This window comes from Pseudomonas sp. URMO17WK12:I6, from assembly GCF_003253625.1.
Lineage (GTDB): Bacteria > Pseudomonadota > Gammaproteobacteria > Pseudomonadales > Pseudomonadaceae > Aquipseudomonas.
In genome coordinates, this window is record NZ_QKYZ01000003.1 from 26,425 (window position 1) to 42,872 (window position 16,448).

20 protein-coding genes and 2 pseudogenes are annotated in these 16,448 nt (G+C 59.0%); 15 read left to right on the forward strand and 7 right to left on the reverse strand.

The window, feature by feature from the left end:
* Positions 1-91: 91 nt before the first annotated feature.
* The 4 genes from F475_RS06055 to F475_RS06070 all read left to right on the forward strand — a co-directional run bounded on the left by F475_RS06055 (position 92) and on the right by F475_RS06070 (position 1,983).
* Positions 92-880 carry a DeoR/GlpR family DNA-binding transcription regulator gene (locus tag F475_RS06055; protein ID WP_111453431.1) on the forward strand — a complete coding sequence of 263 codons (789 nt, stop codon included), beginning with the start codon at positions 92-94 and terminating at the stop codon, positions 878-880.
* Positions 881-941: 61 nt separating this feature from the next.
* Positions 942-1,178, forward strand: a complete 237-nt coding sequence (locus tag F475_RS06060) for a hypothetical protein (protein WP_007942075.1) — start codon at positions 942-944, stop codon at positions 1,176-1,178.
* 123 nt (positions 1,179-1,301) lie between these two features.
* Complete coding sequence (locus F475_RS30970; RefSeq protein WP_081626573.1) at positions 1,302-1,526, forward strand: hypothetical protein; 225 nt, start codon at positions 1,302-1,304, stop codon at positions 1,524-1,526.
* A 58-nt stretch (positions 1,527-1,584) separates the two neighbouring features.
* Positions 1,585-1,983: a DUF5329 domain-containing protein gene (locus F475_RS06070; protein WP_064618435.1), complete on the forward strand. Its 399-nt coding sequence runs from the start codon at positions 1,585-1,587 to the stop codon at positions 1,981-1,983.
* Positions 1,984-2,026: 43 nt separating this feature from the next.
* On the opposite strand, the gene F475_RS06075 is transcribed toward F475_RS06070, so the two are convergent.
* Positions 2,027-2,878, reverse strand: a complete 852-nt coding sequence (locus F475_RS06075; RefSeq protein ID WP_111453432.1) for a CAP domain-containing protein — start codon at positions 2,876-2,878, stop codon at positions 2,027-2,029.
* Between the two features lie 182 nt (positions 2,879-3,060).
* On the opposite strand from F475_RS06075, the gene F475_RS06080 reads away from it, so the two are divergent.
* Positions 3,061-3,681: a cell wall hydrolase gene (locus F475_RS06080; RefSeq protein ID WP_064618431.1), complete on the forward strand. Its 621-nt coding sequence runs from the start codon at positions 3,061-3,063 to the stop codon at positions 3,679-3,681.
* A 35-nt stretch (positions 3,682-3,716) separates the two neighbouring features.
* Here F475_RS06080 and F475_RS06085 read toward each other — a convergent pair whose 3' ends face one another.
* Positions 3,717-5,063, reverse strand: a complete 1,347-nt coding sequence (locus F475_RS06085) for a PAS domain S-box protein (RefSeq protein ID WP_177431091.1) — start codon at positions 5,061-5,063, stop codon at positions 3,717-3,719.
* Positions 5,064-5,580: 517 nt separating this feature from the next.
* Here F475_RS06085 and F475_RS06095 point away from each other — a divergent pair.
* From F475_RS06095 to F475_RS06105, 3 genes and pseudogenes are all read left to right on the forward strand, one after another.
* The gene (locus F475_RS06095; RefSeq protein ID WP_050563969.1) at positions 5,581-7,482 is read left to right on the forward strand and encodes a potassium transporter Kup; all 1,902 of its coding nucleotides are present in this window, start codon (positions 5,581-5,583) and stop codon (positions 7,480-7,482) included.
* 20 nt (positions 7,483-7,502) lie between these two features.
* Positions 7,503-7,673: pseudogene (locus F475_RS30635) on the forward strand (LysR family transcriptional regulator); the annotation flags it as partial.
* Positions 7,674-7,908: 235 nt separating this feature from the next.
* Positions 7,909-8,958, forward strand: coding sequence for an alpha/beta fold hydrolase (locus F475_RS06105; protein WP_111453435.1), 1,050 nt, complete (start codon positions 7,909-7,911; stop codon positions 8,956-8,958).
* Between the two features lie 135 nt (positions 8,959-9,093).
* Here the strand turns inward: F475_RS06105 and F475_RS06110 are convergent, their stop codons facing one another.
* The gene (locus F475_RS06110) at positions 9,094-9,255 is read right to left on the reverse strand and encodes a DUF2986 domain-containing protein (RefSeq protein WP_018930247.1); all 162 of its coding nucleotides are present in this window, start codon (positions 9,253-9,255) and stop codon (positions 9,094-9,096) included.
* A gap of 229 nt (positions 9,256-9,484) precedes the next feature.
* On the opposite strand from F475_RS06110, the gene F475_RS06120 reads away from it, so the two are divergent.
* On the forward strand, positions 9,485-10,207 hold the full coding sequence (locus F475_RS06120) for a tetratricopeptide repeat protein (RefSeq protein ID WP_177431092.1): 723 nt from the start codon (positions 9,485-9,487) through the stop codon (positions 10,205-10,207).
* Between the two features lie 119 nt (positions 10,208-10,326).
* Here the strand turns inward: F475_RS06120 and F475_RS30640 are convergent, their stop codons facing one another.
* The 3 genes and pseudogenes from F475_RS30640 to F475_RS06135 form a co-directional block, all read right to left on the reverse strand.
* The gene (locus F475_RS30640) at positions 10,327-10,725 is read right to left on the reverse strand and encodes a hypothetical protein (protein WP_245220381.1); all 399 of its coding nucleotides are present in this window, start codon (positions 10,723-10,725) and stop codon (positions 10,327-10,329) included.
* 227 nt (positions 10,726-10,952) lie between these two features.
* Positions 10,953-11,180 (reverse strand): annotated as a pseudogene (locus F475_RS06130) (transposase); the annotation flags it as partial.
* Positions 11,181-11,543: a helix-turn-helix domain-containing protein gene (locus tag F475_RS06135; protein WP_018930252.1), complete on the reverse strand. Its 363-nt coding sequence runs from the start codon at positions 11,541-11,543 to the stop codon at positions 11,181-11,183. It abuts the pseudogene before it with no gap.
* Between the two features lie 112 nt (positions 11,544-11,655).
* On the opposite strand from F475_RS06135, the gene F475_RS06140 reads away from it, so the two are divergent.
* The 4 genes from F475_RS06140 to F475_RS06155 all read left to right on the forward strand — a co-directional run bounded on the left by F475_RS06140 (position 11,656) and on the right by F475_RS06155 (position 14,025).
* On the forward strand, positions 11,656-12,390 hold the full coding sequence (locus F475_RS06140) for an SDR family NAD(P)-dependent oxidoreductase (RefSeq protein ID WP_018930253.1): 735 nt from the start codon (positions 11,656-11,658) through the stop codon (positions 12,388-12,390).
* A 59-nt stretch (positions 12,391-12,449) separates the two neighbouring features.
* Positions 12,450-13,049 carry an NADPH-dependent F420 reductase gene (locus F475_RS06145; RefSeq protein WP_018930254.1) on the forward strand — a complete coding sequence of 200 codons (600 nt, stop codon included), beginning with the start codon at positions 12,450-12,452 and terminating at the stop codon, positions 13,047-13,049.
* A gap of 83 nt (positions 13,050-13,132) precedes the next feature.
* Positions 13,133-13,561, forward strand: a complete 429-nt coding sequence (locus tag F475_RS06150; protein WP_230139440.1) for an ester cyclase — start codon at positions 13,133-13,135, stop codon at positions 13,559-13,561.
* A gap of 47 nt (positions 13,562-13,608) precedes the next feature.
* Entirely contained in the window at positions 13,609-14,025 is a 417-nt protein-coding gene (locus F475_RS06155) for a nuclear transport factor 2 family protein (RefSeq protein WP_111453437.1), read from the forward strand.
* 60 nt (positions 14,026-14,085) lie between these two features.
* Here F475_RS06155 and F475_RS06160 read toward each other — a convergent pair whose 3' ends face one another.
* Positions 14,086-14,538 carry a helix-turn-helix domain-containing protein gene (locus F475_RS06160; protein ID WP_018930255.1) on the reverse strand — a complete coding sequence of 151 codons (453 nt, stop codon included), beginning with the start codon at positions 14,536-14,538 and terminating at the stop codon, positions 14,086-14,088.
* A 161-nt stretch (positions 14,539-14,699) separates the two neighbouring features.
* Here F475_RS06160 and F475_RS06165 point away from each other — a divergent pair, with 161 nt between their 5' ends.
* Both F475_RS06165 and F475_RS06170 read left to right on the forward strand, forming a co-directional pair.
* Entirely contained in the window at positions 14,700-15,335 is a 636-nt protein-coding gene (locus F475_RS06165; protein ID WP_018930256.1) for an NADPH-dependent F420 reductase, read from the forward strand.
* Positions 15,336-15,382: 47 nt separating this feature from the next.
* Positions 15,383-16,348, forward strand: a complete 966-nt coding sequence (locus F475_RS06170; protein WP_018930257.1) for an SDR family oxidoreductase — start codon at positions 15,383-15,385, stop codon at positions 16,346-16,348.
* Positions 16,349-16,448 lie beyond the last annotated feature (100 nt).

Genomic DNA, 16,448 nt, shown 5'->3' on the forward strand with positions numbered 1-16,448 from the left:
TATCAATCAAACACAATCCCTTGTGGGAGCGCCTTGTGTTCATTGAGGTGTTTGGCTAATCTCGCACAAACACGCAATAACAGGCATAACCATGCAAGCCGAGCATTCCTCCGCCGAACTCCCCCAACTGCGCCGCCAAAAAATCCTGCTGATCCTCGAACGTGATGGCAAGGTCATGGCTTCCGAGCTGAGCCAGCATTTCGCCGTGTCCGAGGACACCATTCGCCGAGACCTGTCGGAGCTGGCAAGTGCCGGGCTGGTGCAGCGGGTGCACGGCGGGGCGTTGCCGCGTCCCAAGGACACGGGCAAGGATTACTTCACTCGGGTCAGCGAAACCGACGAGGTGAAAACCCGGTTGGCGCAGCTCGCCGCGCGCCGGGTCAAGGACGGCCAGATCGTGATGTTCGATTCCGGGAGCACCACGCTGCAGATCGCACGCTCGCTGCCCGCTGACATTGTCATCACGGCCATCACCGCGTCGCCGATGATTGCGATCACGCTGGCCGAATACAAAGGCATCACGGTGATCGTCGCCGGTGGTCAGCTCAACCCGGCGACGATGTCTTCCAGCGGGCATGAAACCCTGCGGTTGATCGAGGGCATCAAGGCCGACCTGGTGTTCACCGGGGTCTGTGCCATTCATCCGGAAGTCGGCCTCAGCTCGCTGCATTTCGATGAAGTGCCGGTGAAGCAGGCGATGCTCGCCAGCGCCTCCCACGTGATTGCCGTGACCACCGCGGACAAACTGGGTGCCGTGGAGCCCTTTGTGGTTGCGCCTTGTGCCCGTGTGCACACGCTGATCACCGAACGTCATGTGGCCTCGGGCAATCTTGAGGACTATCAAAGACTGGGGATCGAGGTGGTGCAGGCAGACGCCTGAGCGTCATCGCGCCCGGCGCTGCATGGGTTACGCTGATAGCAACGACGGGAGGAATGCAGTCATGACTGAGCGTCATATAACCCACTCGGAAACGCTGTCGAACGGATGCACGATTGAGGTCAAAGCCGAGATATTGAGAGACGGTTCGCTGAAGATGTTCATGGGGGTCTATTGGCCGGACGGCTCGGCCATTGTCGAGGACAAGCACCCCTCGCCGCATCTGCTGGACATGGAAGCGGCGATGGAGTGGGCCATCGAAAAAGCCAAAACCATCGGTAACAGCCAGAGAACGCTGTAAGGCCCGGTGATAACGGAATCATTGACCGGCTTGAGGGTCGTAATTATGGGTTTGAACGCACTGCGATCGATTCGCCGCTAGCGTCACCTCATCCCCGTAGTTCTGACCTTTTAGGACGTTAAAATGAAGCGCACCGCGATAATGACTCTGGCCATTGCAAGTACTCTCCTGCTGGGAGGTTGCTTTCCTTACTGGGAAGAGGGAGACAGGTACGATCGGGATCACCGTGAATACCGTCGCGACCATGACCGTGGCTATTATTACCGTGATGATCGTGGGTATGACCGGGATTATGATCGTCGTGATGATCGCCGTCGGCACCGCGACCATGACGACCGAGACGATTGACCTGTCTGCGCCCAGCTCCAGAGCGGCCATCACCGCTCTGATCTCCTGAGGAATAATCATGCGAAGGCTGACTGGGCATATTGTTGCACCCCTCACTCAATGGCTGACGGCGGCAGGTATCGGCCTGACTGCCGTGGTGTTCAATGCACAGGCACAAATCCCACCTCAAGCCACTCAGGAAATAAACAGCTTGCTGGACTTTGTCGAGCACAGTGAATGCCGGTTTGTGCGCAACGGAAGCGAATACGGCGGCCCTCAAGCCCGGGCGCATCTGGAGAAGAAGCTGGAGTACCTTGAAGAACAGGACAGGGTGAACAGCGCCGAAGACTTTATTGAGCTGGCGGCCACCCAAAGCAGCATGAGTGGCCGCGCCTATGAAGTGCGCTGTCCGGCAGGCATACAACCGGCCAACCTCTGGTTGAAGACCGAGCTACAGCGGCAGCGGCAACGTCATTGATGGTGTCTTGATGCGCTAGCGCAGCACAATCAAGCAGCCGCCTTTACGGCGTGCCAAACATCGCCGTCCAGTAAATACCCGCGTCACTCTTCGGGTCCACCGCATAGGCTGCACCCAATTCGCGAAATTGTGGGTTCATCAGGTTGGCGCAATGCCCCGGGCTGGCCAGCCAGCCATCGACCACCTTGCGCACTGTGTCCTGCCCGGCGGCGATGTTCTCACCGACCTGCTGGCCGGCGTACCCCGCCAGTTCAGCCCGATCACCCGGCGTGCGGCCGTCGCGGTCCTTGTGATCGAAAAAGTTTTGGTTGGCCATGGCCCGGCTATGGCCCTCGGCGGCTGATCCCAGCGTGGCGTTCCAGACCATCGGCGTGGTGGCGGCGAAGGATTGGGTACCGCACTGGCGCGCTTGCGTGCGGGCGCTGTTCATCGCTTCAAGGAGTTTCTGTCCCTCCGCCTGCCAGTCGCCCAAGCGCCCCGTCAACAGCGGGCGCGCCAGCACGATGCGCCACTCGCGGCCCTCCCGGCTGACGCCTATATCGACAAATTGCGGGTCCAGCACCACCCGGCAGAAGCTCTCCTGAATCGCCTTCATCGCGGCGGGCGCATCACGCGGGCCGGACAAGCTGATTGCCTGCACATTAACCATCGGGTACGCCGCGCGGGCCAGTGCCTGCTGCAGGTCGCCGATGCTGTTGGCGGACAGCACCAGGCGCGGATCGCTGGCCAGCGGTGGTAACTCCGAAGACGCCTGTCCGGCACACCGCTGCACCTGGCTGCGGTAAACGTTGATCGACTCTACCAGCTGTTGTTCATCGGCCGCCGACGCGATGACGCTGAACACCAACCCGAATGACAACACGCCAAGATGCAAAACGGATGACAGGCTGCGCATGAAAATCTCCCTTGAACGGACTGCGCTCATGATGCGCGAATACACCCCTCCCGATGCAATGCCTTTTCGCGCCCAAATGCAGTTTATTGCCTGCCTGTCGGTATGAATTCCGGCTACTACAATCAACCCAGGTCTGCGATCGTTTCGTTGCTCACGAAGGTTTCAATCAGAAGGGTCGGAACATGCGATTCAAAGGGGTAGCCACCTGCTTCGCAATCAGCCTTCTGTGCGGCCAGGTGTGGGCAACCGACCAAGAGCAAAAAAAGGAAGTGGCCGAAGAAAAGGCGCAGGTTCTGGAGCAGAAAGCGGCAGAGAAGGGTAGCGAAGCTCCGGTGCCCAAATCCGAGGTCATCACCCCCTCCGAAGCGCAGGCGGTCGATCCGGCGGGCACGGCGCCACTGGAGGATGCCATTACGTGCCTTGCACGCAGTATCTACTGGGAAGCCAAAGGGGTAACTGCTGCCGACATGGAAGGCGTCGCCAGCGTGGTCATGAACCGGCTGGGTCACGAAGGTTTTCCGGATACGGTGTGCGCCGTGGTCAAGCAAGGTTCCGAAAAGCATGCCTGCCAGTTTTCCTGGTGGTGCGACGGGCGTGCGGATCAGGTAAAGGAAGACGACGAATATGCCATCGCCAAGGAGATCGCGCGCAAGGCACTCAACAAGCAACTGACGGACCGCACCCACGGTGCCTTGTATTTCCACGACAGAACGGTGAAACCCGACTGGGCGAAGCAGTACATCAAGACGGGCGAGACCCGGAAGTTTCTGTTCTATAAACCTGGTGGCGGAACGGCAAAGTAGGTGCGAATCGCTTCGCACCATCTGGAGCCAACCCTCTACTGGCCGCTTATGCTACGGGAGGGAAACGCTACGGTGATGGTCAGCCCCTCGCGCTTCCAGTCACGGCGGATTTCGCCGTGAAGCTGGCCATGCACGGTCGCTTTGGCGAGAAGGGTGCCGAACCCGGTGCTGTCGGGCTCCCGGTCAATGAGCGGGCCATTCCTTTCGCTCCAGACCACGGTGAATACCTCCTCACTCTTGCTACAGGCAATATCCAAAAGCCCTTCAGGCAAAGAGAGCGCCCCATATTTCGCGGCGTTGGTTGCAAACTCATGCAACAGCAGAGCGAAGCTGGTGACTGATGCACCGTCAATCGTTATGTCAGGGCCGGTCACGACGGCGCGTGACTGGCTGGTATCCCCGCTATCGGCATAAGGCGCGAGAATGGTTTGAATGAGGGCATGCAATGTCGTTGGCTGCTCGTTACTCAAACCGTGCGGTATGGTCAGGGTATGGGCTCGCGCCAATGCGTTCAGCCGTGCGCAAACGGCGGAGGCGAGTTCACCGGGGGTCGTTGCCGAACGGGCGCTCAGTGAGACCACGCTGTTTGCCAGGGTGAACAGGTTTTTCACCCGGTGATCCATCTCTCTGATGAGCAGGCTCTTTTGTTCTTCCGCCTGTCGTCGCTCAGTGATATCGCGAGCGATTTTGGCCGCTCCGACAATACGGCCTTGCCGATTTCTGATAGGGGAGACGGCGAGAGAGATCTCGACCAGGCTGCCGTCTTTGCGCCGCCGGAGGGTTTCATAGTGTTCGATGCGCTCGCCTCGACGGATGCGCGCCAAAATGCCGGGTTCCTCATCCCGCCGATCCAGGGGGATGAGCATATCAATGGGTTGGCCGACCGCTTCCTCGGCCGTGTAACCGAAGAGTCGCTGGGCGCCAGCGTTCCAGTTGGTAATCGTGCCGTTCAGGTCTTTGGCGATGATCGCGTCGGCGGACGATTCGACCAGCGCGTCATGGATCAGCGCGGATTTGTCGGCGACGGTCTGGTCAGTCAGATCGATCAGCATGTTAACGGCGCCTATCAGGCTGCCTTCTGCATCGAAGATCGGCGAGGGGCACGCCAGAAAACGAACGCGTGTGCCATCCGGACGCTCGGCGATGGCTTCAATCCCTCTGACAGGACGTTGTTCCTTCAATGCCATGGACATGGGGCATTCATCGTGGGGCAGCGGCGTGCCGTCAGGCCAATAGAGCTTCCAGGAGCCGCAAAAGGCGCTCTCCCCAAGCGCCGGGGTCATTCCCCACAGCGCCACCGCTGCACGGTTGTAAAAGGTGATCAGACCCTTGGCATCGGTGGTGTAGATGGCCTCGGGCAGTGCCTCAAGGACATCGCTCAACCCCAGGTCGTGAAGGAACGGGGAGGTTTGCTCGCTACCTTCTGAGGGTGTACAGGTAGGTCCAATAGCGGTGTCGTCCTCATGGACAGGCCCTTGGCTCATTCGCAAACTCCATGCTGGTGGTGCCTTGGCACTCGATTCAGGTGATTCGGGTTGAAACACAGGATATAGCGATGTGGCGAGGTCCCGGAAAGAACCTTGCCTCTAATTAAGGACTATTTTTGGTCGCGCACAAGAAGCTTGATCGAAATTCGCTCGCTGCTGCCCGTACATTTTTACGCTTTCTTTACGGTAGGTGTTTTCCCTTGCGAGGATACTTGCCGCGTTTTTTTGAACGTCGACAGGCCTGCAAACTCTCCAGGTCACCTGAACGAACGGCATGACACCCATGGACTAATCTCATTATCAAGCCGTGGGGTTTCATGGCTGAGTTCCAATGTTTACCCGGTAGCCCCGCAAACCCTCTTGCTCGAAGGTGGCATGCCATTTATTTCCTTCAATCTCAGAGAAGCTACCCGTGAGCGAAACAGCGATCCCCGCCCATGAAAACTCCCACGCCAAAACATCAGGAGTGGGCTTGCTCGTCGCCGCGGTCGGCGTGGTTTATGGGGACATTGGTACCAGCCCGCTTTACACCCTCAAGGAAGTGTTCGCCGGCCACTATGGCGTCCAGGCCAATCAGGACGGTGTACTGGGCATTCTGTCGTTGATTTTCTGGTCGCTGATCTGGGTCGTCTCGATCAAGTACGTGCTGTTTATACTGCGCGCCAACAACCAGGGCGAGGGCGGCATCATGGCCTTGACGGCACTGGCACGCCGGGCCTCGGCGCCTTATCCGAAAATGAGCCGGAACCTGGTGTTGCTCGGGCTGTTTGGCGCGGCACTGTTTTACGGGGACAGTATGATCACCCCGGCCATTTCGGTGCTCTCCGCGGTTGAAGGTCTGCAACTTGCGTTCGAGGGCATCGGGCATTGGGTCGTTCCGCTGTCCGTTATCGTTCTGGTAGCACTGTTCCTGATCCAGAAACATGGCACGGCGCGTATCGGCATCCTGTTCGGCCCGGTCATGGTGCTGTGGTTCGTGGTGTTGGGCATTCTCGGTACATTCGGCATTCTGCAACGCCCGGAAGTGCTGCAAGCGCTCAATCCTGCTTGGGCGGTGCGATTCTTCGTGGTTCATCCGGGCATTGGCATCGCCATTTTGGGCGCCGTGGTATTGGCATTGACCGGTGCTGAAGCGCTGTATGCCGACATGGGCCATTTCGGTCGCAAACCGATTGCCCGTGCCTGGTTCATGCTGGTGCTGCCTGGCCTGGTGCTCAATTACTTTGGCCAGGGGGCGTTGATCCTCGGGAACCCGGAAGCGGTACGCAACCCATTCTATCTATTGGCACCCGACTGGGCGCTGCTGCCGATGGTCGCGCTGTCGACACTGGCCACCATCATCGCCTCCCAGGCGGTGATTTCCGGGGCGTTCTCACTGACTCGCCAGGCTATTCAGCTGGGTTACGTGCCGCGTATGTTTATCCAGCACACCTCCAGTCAGGAGCAGGGGCAGATTTACATCGGCCTCGTGAACTGGGCGCTGATGGTCGGCGTCGTGTTGCTGGTCATCGGCTTCGAGTCGTCCAGTGCGCTGGCGGCGGCGTATGGCGTGGCGGTGACGGGGACCATGTTGATCACGACCATCCTGTCCTCGGCCGTGGTCCTGCTGCTGTGGAAAACACCGCGCTGGTTGGCGATTCCGATGCTGTTGGGTTTTCTCGTGGTCGACAGTCTGTACTTCGCCGCCAACATATCGAAGATCTTCCAGGGTGGTGCGTTCCCGGTAATCGCCGGTATTGCCCTGTTCATTTTGATGACCACCTGGAAGCGCGGCCGCAAGATCATTGTCGAGCGACTGGACGAAACTGCTCTGCCGCTGCCGTTGTTCATCAGCAGCATTCGCGCGCAACCACCCCATCGTGTGCAGGGTACGGCGGTATTTCTGACGGCCAGATCCGATGCTGTCCCCCATGCCCTGTTGCACAACCTGTTGCATAACCAGGTGCTGCACGAGCAGGTGGTGTTGCTCACCGTGGTGTCTGAAGACCGCCCGCGTGTGCCTGCGGATCAGCGGTTCGAGATCGAGTCTTTTGGCGAAGGGTTCTTCCGGGTCAGTCTGCACTTCGGCTTTATAGAGGAGCCCGATGTGCCGCTGGCGTTGAGTCTGTGCCATTTGAAAGAGCTGGATTTCAGTCCGATGCGCACCACCTATTTCCTCAGCCGCGAGACGGTCGTCCCGACCAAGCGTATCGGCATGGCCCGTTGGCGCGAGACCCTGTTCGCGTTCTTGCTGAAGAACGCCAACAGCAACCTCAAATACTTCAATTTGCCGCTCAATCGTGTGATTGAGCTGGGTACGCAGGTTGAGATGTAGCGACTCATCCCTGTGGGAGCGGCGGTGCGCTGCTCCCACAGGTAGACCTCGCCGATGGCACGCTGCGCAGAGTCTTGCCGCTGTGGCAGGCTCCGCCCGTCTCGGTTTATGCCCTCACCGAGACGCGACTGTTACCGGCGAAAACCCAACGGTTCATCGAGTTTCTGCGTGAGAAATTGCAGGATGCTTAGCGGGTGGTGACTGCCTTCCACTAGGCAAGACCCGCGGGAAAGCGGACGTTCAGCCTTCTCTCTAAAAGACCGCGAACAGAGTTAACGATGAAATTTATGCCCGTGGATTCGATTGTGGGCTTTAATGTCCATGCTCACTATGCAGCCACGTTAGCTTCGACTCCGTACGAAGGTGGATGCGCCTGACGGCGGATTCAGGTTGCTGTGCACTTGTCCAATCAAGGAAGAAACGACATTGAAAATAGCTTTTGGCGCCCTGTTGTTGATCTGCCTGACTCCTCTCGCACTCGCTGACGAGAACCCTGTCGGCTTCCAATCTTCCACACTGGCGGACCCGCACAGTGACCGCTCACTGGAGATGGTCGTTTGGTACCCCAGTGCGACTACCGCCGCCACGCAATTGATCGGCGATGATGTGGTGTTTGTCGGTGCTTCTGCCGTTCGTAACGCGCCGCCCGCTGCTGGCAAGCATCCCTTGTTGGTGCTCTCCCACGGATACAGGGGGAACTGGAGCAACCAGATCTGGCTTGCCAGTGCTCTGGCTCATAGGGGGTACATCGTCGCCGCAATCAATCACCCTGGCACCACCACTCATGACCGTAGCCCTCAAGCGGCGGCGCAGTTATGGCAGCGCCCGGTTGATTTACGCCGAGCCATAGATGCGGTCACGACTCAACCAGAAAAATTCGGCTTGGTCGCCAATGACCGAATTGCAGTAGTGGGCCATTCACTCGGCGGCTGGACCGCCCTGGAGATAGCCGGCGCTCGTTTCGATCCAGACCGCTTCGCCCTTGACTGCAAAGCTCACCCGCAGTTAGCGAGTTGCACCGTCTACGAAACGATAAACCCTGCAAGCACCTCAAAATCAAAGGCCGCGTTGGCCGCCGATTTGCGCGATAAACGCGTCACTGCTGTGGTCACATTGGACCTGGGCCTTTCACGGGGCCTGACCGATGAAAGCCTGGCGGCGCTGCCGGTACCAACGCTGGTGATCGCTGCCGGTGTACCGTCGCGCGAGCTTCCTGCTGAGTTGGAGTCTGCCAACCTGGCCAAACGCTTGCCTGCGGCGACAAGCCGTTACGTCGAAATCAGCGACGCAAGCCATTTCAGCTTCTTGTCGATGTGCAAACCTGGCGCGCAGAAACTGCTCGAAGACGATGTACCAGGCGATGGCATCATTTGCCTGGATGGCGACGGCGGTCGCTCACGTGGGGTGATTCAGCAGCAGATCACATCGCTGATAGCAGAGTTTCTTCAGTCATCCTACAAAGAAGCAAGTTTGTAAACTCGTGGTGCGGGAACTGCTGCAGCTCAACAAAAAACCGCTGTAGCAGTTTTGGCGTCCGCGCGATCTGTCAGATCGGTTGGGCAGGGAAGTGGGCTCTGGGGCGGAAGCGGTCGGTCGCGAAGGCTAGGTAGATCAGCTCTCAGCGCAAGTGATTGAGTCCTGACCGGCTTCAGCCGCCAGCTTCAATCGGTCAGCTTTACTAATGTATTTAGTCTTGCTTTTCGGTGCCAGTTTGGCGCTGGCCTTTTTGGCGTTAGCCTTTAATAACTGATTTATTTTTTTACGACGATTCATATTTTCTGCTCGGTTTGTCAGTGCTTGAATGATACCAGCTTAAAATTTCAGGTAAAAATTGATACCGGTTGCGGTGGCCCGCGGATTCCACTCCGTCTGCAGTGGCGGTTGCGGCGGGAACTTCAGGGTACTGGTCAGGTCAATGGGGGCCCTGTGTCGCAGATGCCGAGCAGTGCTGGTGGCCTGTTTTACGACAGTGCCGTCCGAGATCAGCTGAGTCCGCCCCCTGATGCCAACCAAGATTTCTCTGCCGAGCCTCCTCCTGGCGTTCTGCGTCGTCACGTCGCTTTGTTCGGTTGCTGCCGAGCGAAGGGCTCCCTCGCAAAGCAACAGCGCATCAACCACCCTGATCGAAACCGCATCGCGGCAGTATGGAGATGGCCAGTTGGACCAAGCCGCTGCCACGCTGGAGCGTGCTCTGCATATCCAGCCGAACAATCCCGCGACGCTGCATTATCTCGGTGTGTTGCGTCTTCAGCAGGGGCAGTACCAACAGGCTGAAACGTTGGCGGTGCGCTCGAACATGAGAGTTGGTAGCAACGTAGCGTTACGCAACCGCAACTTCCAATTGATCCAGGCGGCGCAGCAGGCCACCGCATCGAGCACCTCACCCAACGCCAAAGAGGACCAGGTCGCAGTACAGAAGGGGCTTGAAGAGGAGGCCCAAAGGCTGCGCGAAGCAGAAATGGCCGCTGCTGAACAAGCCGCTCCGGATACTGGGCGCGATGCTGGCAACTTCGCTCGCGCAATGCCCGAAGGAGAATTGCAATCGGCTTCCGCCGAGCCAGCGCCCGCGTACGATGGTGTTGAGATTCCCCGTGGCCATTGGCCGCCTCCGGGTAAATGCCGAATCTGGTTTCCTGATCGTCCGCCCGGGCATCAGCCCCCACCGGGCAAATGCAAGAAGCTACGGCATCGGGTTCCGTTGGGAGCCTATCTGGTACACGGATGAGTTTCTGAGTGTCTTCTGGCGGGTCGGCGACGGTCCAGCTTCGACCGTCGCGTCACATCAATTGTCAGACTTCCGTCTGTTCCGCCATTCCCAAGGCATCATCGATATCTATTCTCAGGCTAGCGACGATAGTAGCGGTGATCGTCCTCGTAGCGGTGCCGCATGGGCCGATCATCGTGGCGCTCCCAATAACGATGGCGTTCAGCTTCTCGACGGGCTTGCTCTCTGCGCCACTGTTCTCTACGCCATTCGTCTCGGCGCCAATCGTCTCTACGATCGTGCCAACGGCCGTCATGCCAGTATCGGTCGTCATGGGCCAGCAAGGGGCCTGGCTGTTTGCCGGCCGTACTGGCCAAGGTTGGCCAAGGGTTACCGGCGGCCTCGACCGGAGCCTGAACGGCTGCCACTTCAGTTGCGAAAACAGGGGTTGAGGTCTTCATTTGTGTTGCTGATGCGGAGCCCATTGCCGCGAACGCGAACAGGCCGAAGAGCACCATCCGTGGGTCATGGAATTTCATGAGCGAAGACAACCTCTGATTGACAATGGACGTGTGGCCATCTGACTGCGGGAAGCCTGCGAGGTCGCGCTTACCGAGGATGTGCCTGTCCACATAGACCGATAAAAAGAGAAAAGTTCTAGGACCCCGCGGCTTAAATAGCCGACGACCTCATTGTTCGGCCTCTTTGAGGTTTGTTATCTAGTGGATTGGGTCAATTTGAGATTTATTACTTGGTGCAGGCGCACCTATCCCGTGACCGGTGGCCCTTGCGGTAAAAGTTTGGCCAGCCGGCGCAGGTTCTGCACTGCGGCGGCCAGCGTGAACTCATCGGTTGCGCCACTCATGCCACGTAGTCGTAAACGATCCACTTTCAAGATGCGCTTGAGGTGGGCAAACAACATTTCAAGATTCTTGCGTTCGTGGCGAGAGCGCATGTACTCCGGTGTCGCTGCAATATGCCGAGCCACATCCCGCTAGGGCAGCGTGTCGCGCTTGGCGAAGATGCTTGCCACTTCCGCCATGTTCTCGGTTCCCCAGGTGCACAGCGGGATGATCGCGTCAGCCAGGCTGCGACCGAGCGGGGTCAGCGTGTAATCCACGCGCGGCGGCACTTCCTTGTAGTCGGTCCGCGCCAGCACGTGATCGGCCTCCAAATCCTTCAATTGCTGGATCAGCACCTTGTCACTGACGCCAGGGATCAAACGCTTGAGTTCGCCATAGCGCTTTGGGCCGTCGCGCAGGAAAAACAGGACCAGCGGTTTCCACTTGCCCGAGATGATGCGCAGCGTGGCGTTTAGCCCGCAGCCGGGGTCGCAGGTTTCAGAAGGTGTGGTCATATTGGGTACTTACCTAAAAGTGCATACTTGTCGTTAGGTTATTAGATCCTCATAGTCGTTCTCAAGCAAGCAGCTCCCTGCTTCCATACAACGCTTAGGAAGGATGTACGACATGACCAGACTGAATGGAAAGACCGCTGTGATCACCGGTGGCGCTACGGGCATCGGCCTCGCCGCTGCAAAACGCTTCATCGAGGAGGGCGCCTTCGTCTTCATCTTTGGCCGCCGGCAGGAAGCGCTTGACGCCGCTGTGGCCGAACTTGGGCCCAATGCCCGCGCGGTGAAGGGCTCGGTCTCCGATGAGGCCGACCTCGACCGACTCTACGCGGCGGTGAAGGCCGAGCGCGGAACCCTCGACATCGTTTTCGCCAATGCCGGGGCGGGAGGCCCGCTTCCGCTCGGCAAGCTCACTGCCGAGCACATTGACGAAACCTTCGAAACCAATGTGAAGGGGACGATCTTCACGGTCCAGAAGGCGCTGCCGCTGATGGGCCAGGGCGGTTCGATCATCCTGACCGGGTCGAGCGCCGGCACCACGGGCGCCCCGGCATTCAGCGTCTACAGCGCGAGCAAGGCGGCAGTGCGCAACCTCGCGCGGACCTGGGCGGAGGACTTGAAGGGCACCGGCATCCGGGTAAACGTGCTGTCGCCCGGGCCGACGGCGACCGAACTCGCGAAGGCCGCGCTAGGCGAGGAGGGCATGAAGGTCTTCGCCTCGATGAATCCGCTCCAGCGCATGGCCGATCCAGCGGAGATCGGAGCGGTGGCTGCCTTTCTCGCGTCGCAGGACAGCAGCTTCATGACCGCCAGCGAGGTCGCCGTCGACGGCGGCCTGGCGCAAATCTGACTCGCCACGCCCGGTCCGCTATTTGGCGCCGCCGGGCGTGGTAAACCTGAGGAGAATATATGAGCTACGCAATCATCGGTTTCGGCAATATCGGCCAGGCCCTGGCCAAGGCGTTTGCCCGCAACGGCATCGAAGTAGCCGTTGCAACCACGCGCGCCCCGGAAAGCTTTGCATCCGTCGCAGCAGCGATCGGACCTCAGATCATTCCCAAAAAACTGGCGGACGCGGTCAAGGCGGACATCGTCTTTCTGGCTGTCCGTTTCGAGTCGCACCCGGATGTCGCTAAGGCGTTGCCGACCTGGAAGGGGAAGACCATCATCGATGTGACCAATGCCTACGGCGTGTCCCCTGAAGAACTGGGAGGAGAGCCATCTTCCAGAGTCGTCGCGCAGGCCTTTACTGGTGGACGACTGGTCAAGGGCTTCAACCATTTGGGCGCCGCCGTCCTTGGCCAGGATCCGGCCGTACAGGGTGGCAGGAGAGTCGTGTTCCTGGCGAGCGACGATGACGGCGCCGCAACGGAAGTGGGTGCGCTTGCAGAAAATCTCGGTTTCTCGCCGATCAAACTGGGCGGGCTTTCGGAAGGTGGACTGCTTGTGCAGGCGCGCGGAAATACCTGGGGTCAACTGATCTTCAAGGACTTGGTCAAGTTCGGCTGATGAATCGCGATCGTAAATGTTGGTGCGGTCCTGGCCACAACTTATACGAGTTGGTAAGTGCTCAATAATGAAGGAGAGGAATGATGATGCTTGATAATGAAAGAATAATCAGAGAACTCTGCGCCGCCGCGGAAGGGCAGGGAACGGATATCGAGAAGTTTGTTTCCATGTTCTCTGAGGAAGGCTACATGTGGGATATGGCATCCGGCATGAAGTTTCGCGGCAAGGCCATTGGTGAGTCTATCGCGGGTATGGTCAGTGCGTTCCCCGATGTCCACCGTGAGATATTCAACGTCCATGTCGCGGGAGACGTCGTCGTTGTCGAACTCGCGATTCGGGGAACGCACAAGGGTGATCTGCCACTTGCTTCAGGGACGCTAGCTCCCACGGGCAAGAAGATAGATGTCCCGTCATGCGATGTTTTCCACCTCGAAGGCGGGAAGGTCAAATCTTTCCATTGCTACAACGAGGCTTCTGCGATGCAGCAACAACTCGGCCTCGTCCCCCGCTGAATGACGGACACTACGCGATCCTTTGTAAGAGCAAGGGAGAAGTCTTTATGAGCAATCAAGAGAATATCCAGATTGTGAAGGACTTTTTTGCAGCAATGGGCAGCGGCGATAGGCAAGGTCTGCTGGCGTTGTCTGCCGAAGATATCGAGTGGATCATTCCGGGAGAGGGGTGGCCGCTGGCCGGCACGCACCGCGGGCACGCGGGATTGGCAAACGTGCTTCAGAAGGCTTGCGCAGAGATGGAAGTTTCCTCCCCGCAGCCCCCCGAGTTCGTAGCGCAGGGAGACCGGGTCCTGGTCGTCGGCTTTGCTACGGGGAAAGTCAAAACCACGAACAGGACGTTTGAGGACCATTTTGTCTTCGCCATCACTGTTCGCAATGGCAAGCTGACGAACATCCGGGAGTACGTCGACACGCAAGCATTGGCGCGGGCCTCGGAAATGGTCGCGAGCCCTCGGACCTGAGTCATCGGAACCGATACCAACTCATTTGCGCGCTGTGACAGGGCGCGTTCGCTGCCTTGTTCATCCCCCGCTCTCAGGAAAGAGGCACCCGCCATTGCGGACCAGCGCCTTCACTTCCTCGCTCACCTGCATGGGGTTTTGACTTAATCGAGCAACTAAGTCCTCGTGGCGCCGCACGTACGACTTCGAATCATGCTTCGCGCTCCAGAGCACAATGTTGATCACGATGGGAATGAGGTCCAGGCCCTTCTCGGTCAACGTGTAAAAGTCCTTGCGTCTGTCGTCGGGGCTGGGCGCCTTCGAGAGAACGCCTTGCTCCTCAAGAAAGGCAAGTCGGGAAGCAAGAACATTGGTCGCGATTCCCTCTTCCGATTTCAGAAACTGGCCATACGTCTTCTTTCCAACAAAAACGATGTCGCGAATGATCAAGAGCGACCACCGGTCGCCAAAAATCTCCACGCCGTAGTTCACCGCGCAATGGGATCGAAAGTCTTCTTTAAGAGTTGTCTTCATGGCTGGATCTTAGCATCGCTTGCATGTCGCAAGTAAAATTCCATAGATCACTTGCAATTTGCAAGTAAAGCGACCAGCATGGATCGCACGTTGAATGAGTTCGCCGGATCGCACCAGCAGCCATGGAATGATCAACCCCCATACCTGCAAGGAAACTGCGCATGAGCACTATCAGCATCATCGGCTCAGGTGGAATGGCCGCAGCGATCGGCGGCCTTGCCGCCCAAGCCGGACACACCGTCGAGGTGATGAGTCGTGACGCCACCAAGGCGCGGGCGCTGGCCGAGCAGATCGGAGCCGGCGCGACGACAGGAACGTTCGGCGCCGCGCCGGCCGGGGATATTGTCATTCTGGCGGTTCCCTATTCAGTCGTTCTCGACGTGGTGAAGCAGTACGGCGAAGAATTGGCAGGCAAGCTTCTTGTCGACATCACCAACCCCGTCGCCCCCGACTTCACAAGCTTTGTGACTCCTGAGAATAGTTTCGGCGCGCAGGAAATCGCCAAAGCAGCCCCAGCCGACGCCGAAGTCATCAAGGCGTTCAACACCCATTTCTCCCACGTCCTGGCTGCCGCTCCTGTCGAGGGCCACCCGTTGGACGTGTTCATCGCTGGAGACGACGCGCAGGCGAAGGCACGCGTCTCGGCATTCATCGAGAGCCTCGGATTACGCCCGATGGACACCGGGCCGTTACTCATGGCGCGAACGTTGGAGCACGCCTGCCTGCTTTCGCTGGGCCTCATTGCCCACTCCGTCAAGCACACGCACTTCTCAATCGGCGTCAGCCTTCTCGGCTGACCGCACCCGCAGCACCATTTTTTATCCCACTTACAAGGAACACCAACATGCGCGTTTTCGTAACTGGCGGGACCGGCCATTCCGGTCCATACATCATCTCCGACCTCATCGCTGCCGGCCACGAGGTCACCGCTTTGGCCCGGTCAGACAGCGCGGCGGAGGCGATCACTGCGCTCGGAGCAAAGGTGCGTCGCGGTGATCTCGATGATCTCGAGGGGCTCAAGGAGGCGGCTGCAGCCGCCGACGGCGTAATCCACGTCGCGCACCGACAAGACCTGCTTCCGGTCGGCGGGATCGACGCTGTTGCCGCAGCGGAGGTCCAGATCATGCTCGCATACGGTGATGCACTGGCTGGAACGGGAAAGCCGCTGGTCGTGTCGGGCAGCATCGGTTCGCCGACTAACGAGGGCTGGCCGGTTCCTGGGCCGCTCCAGAGCCGACCGGCGACCGAGGAGGATCCGGCTCTTTCTCCGGCTGGCGATCAATATAAGGGCTCCCTGCGGGTTCGTAACATCGTGGAGCTGACTGTAATCGGTCTCGCTGAGCGGGGCGTGCGGTCTTCGGTCGTGCGCATTTCTGAAATCATGCACAGCTCAACCGACAAGGCCGGTTTCCTTCAGGTCCTAATCGGGCAAGCAAAGGAAAAGGGCGTCGTTGGCTTCCCCGGCGACGGCTCCAACCGGTGGGCGGCAGTGCATGCCCGCGACCTCGCTACCCTGTTCCGCCTGGCGCTGGAGAAGGGGCCCGCTGGCAGATCCTGGCATGCGGTTGCCGAAGGGGCTATCCCGTACCGCGAGATCGCGCAGGCCATTGGCAGCCGTCTGAACCTTCCCGTCGTGCCCATTCCTGCGGACGTAATGATGGGGCCGGGTTTCTTCGGCTTCCTCGCGAACTTGGTGACGCTGGATACCCCGGCGTCGAGCGATATCACGCGCCGGATGCTCGGCTGGACACCAATGCAGCCGGGCCTGTTTGCCGATATGGACAATGGCCATTACTTCCCTGCCGCCTGAGTGAGCTGAGGCTGTTCGCCGGGTCGCAACGAGCCCGGCACAACACGGGATACCAACCGGGGGAAGCCCGTTCAGAGATTGCGGGCAATACCCCAACTCA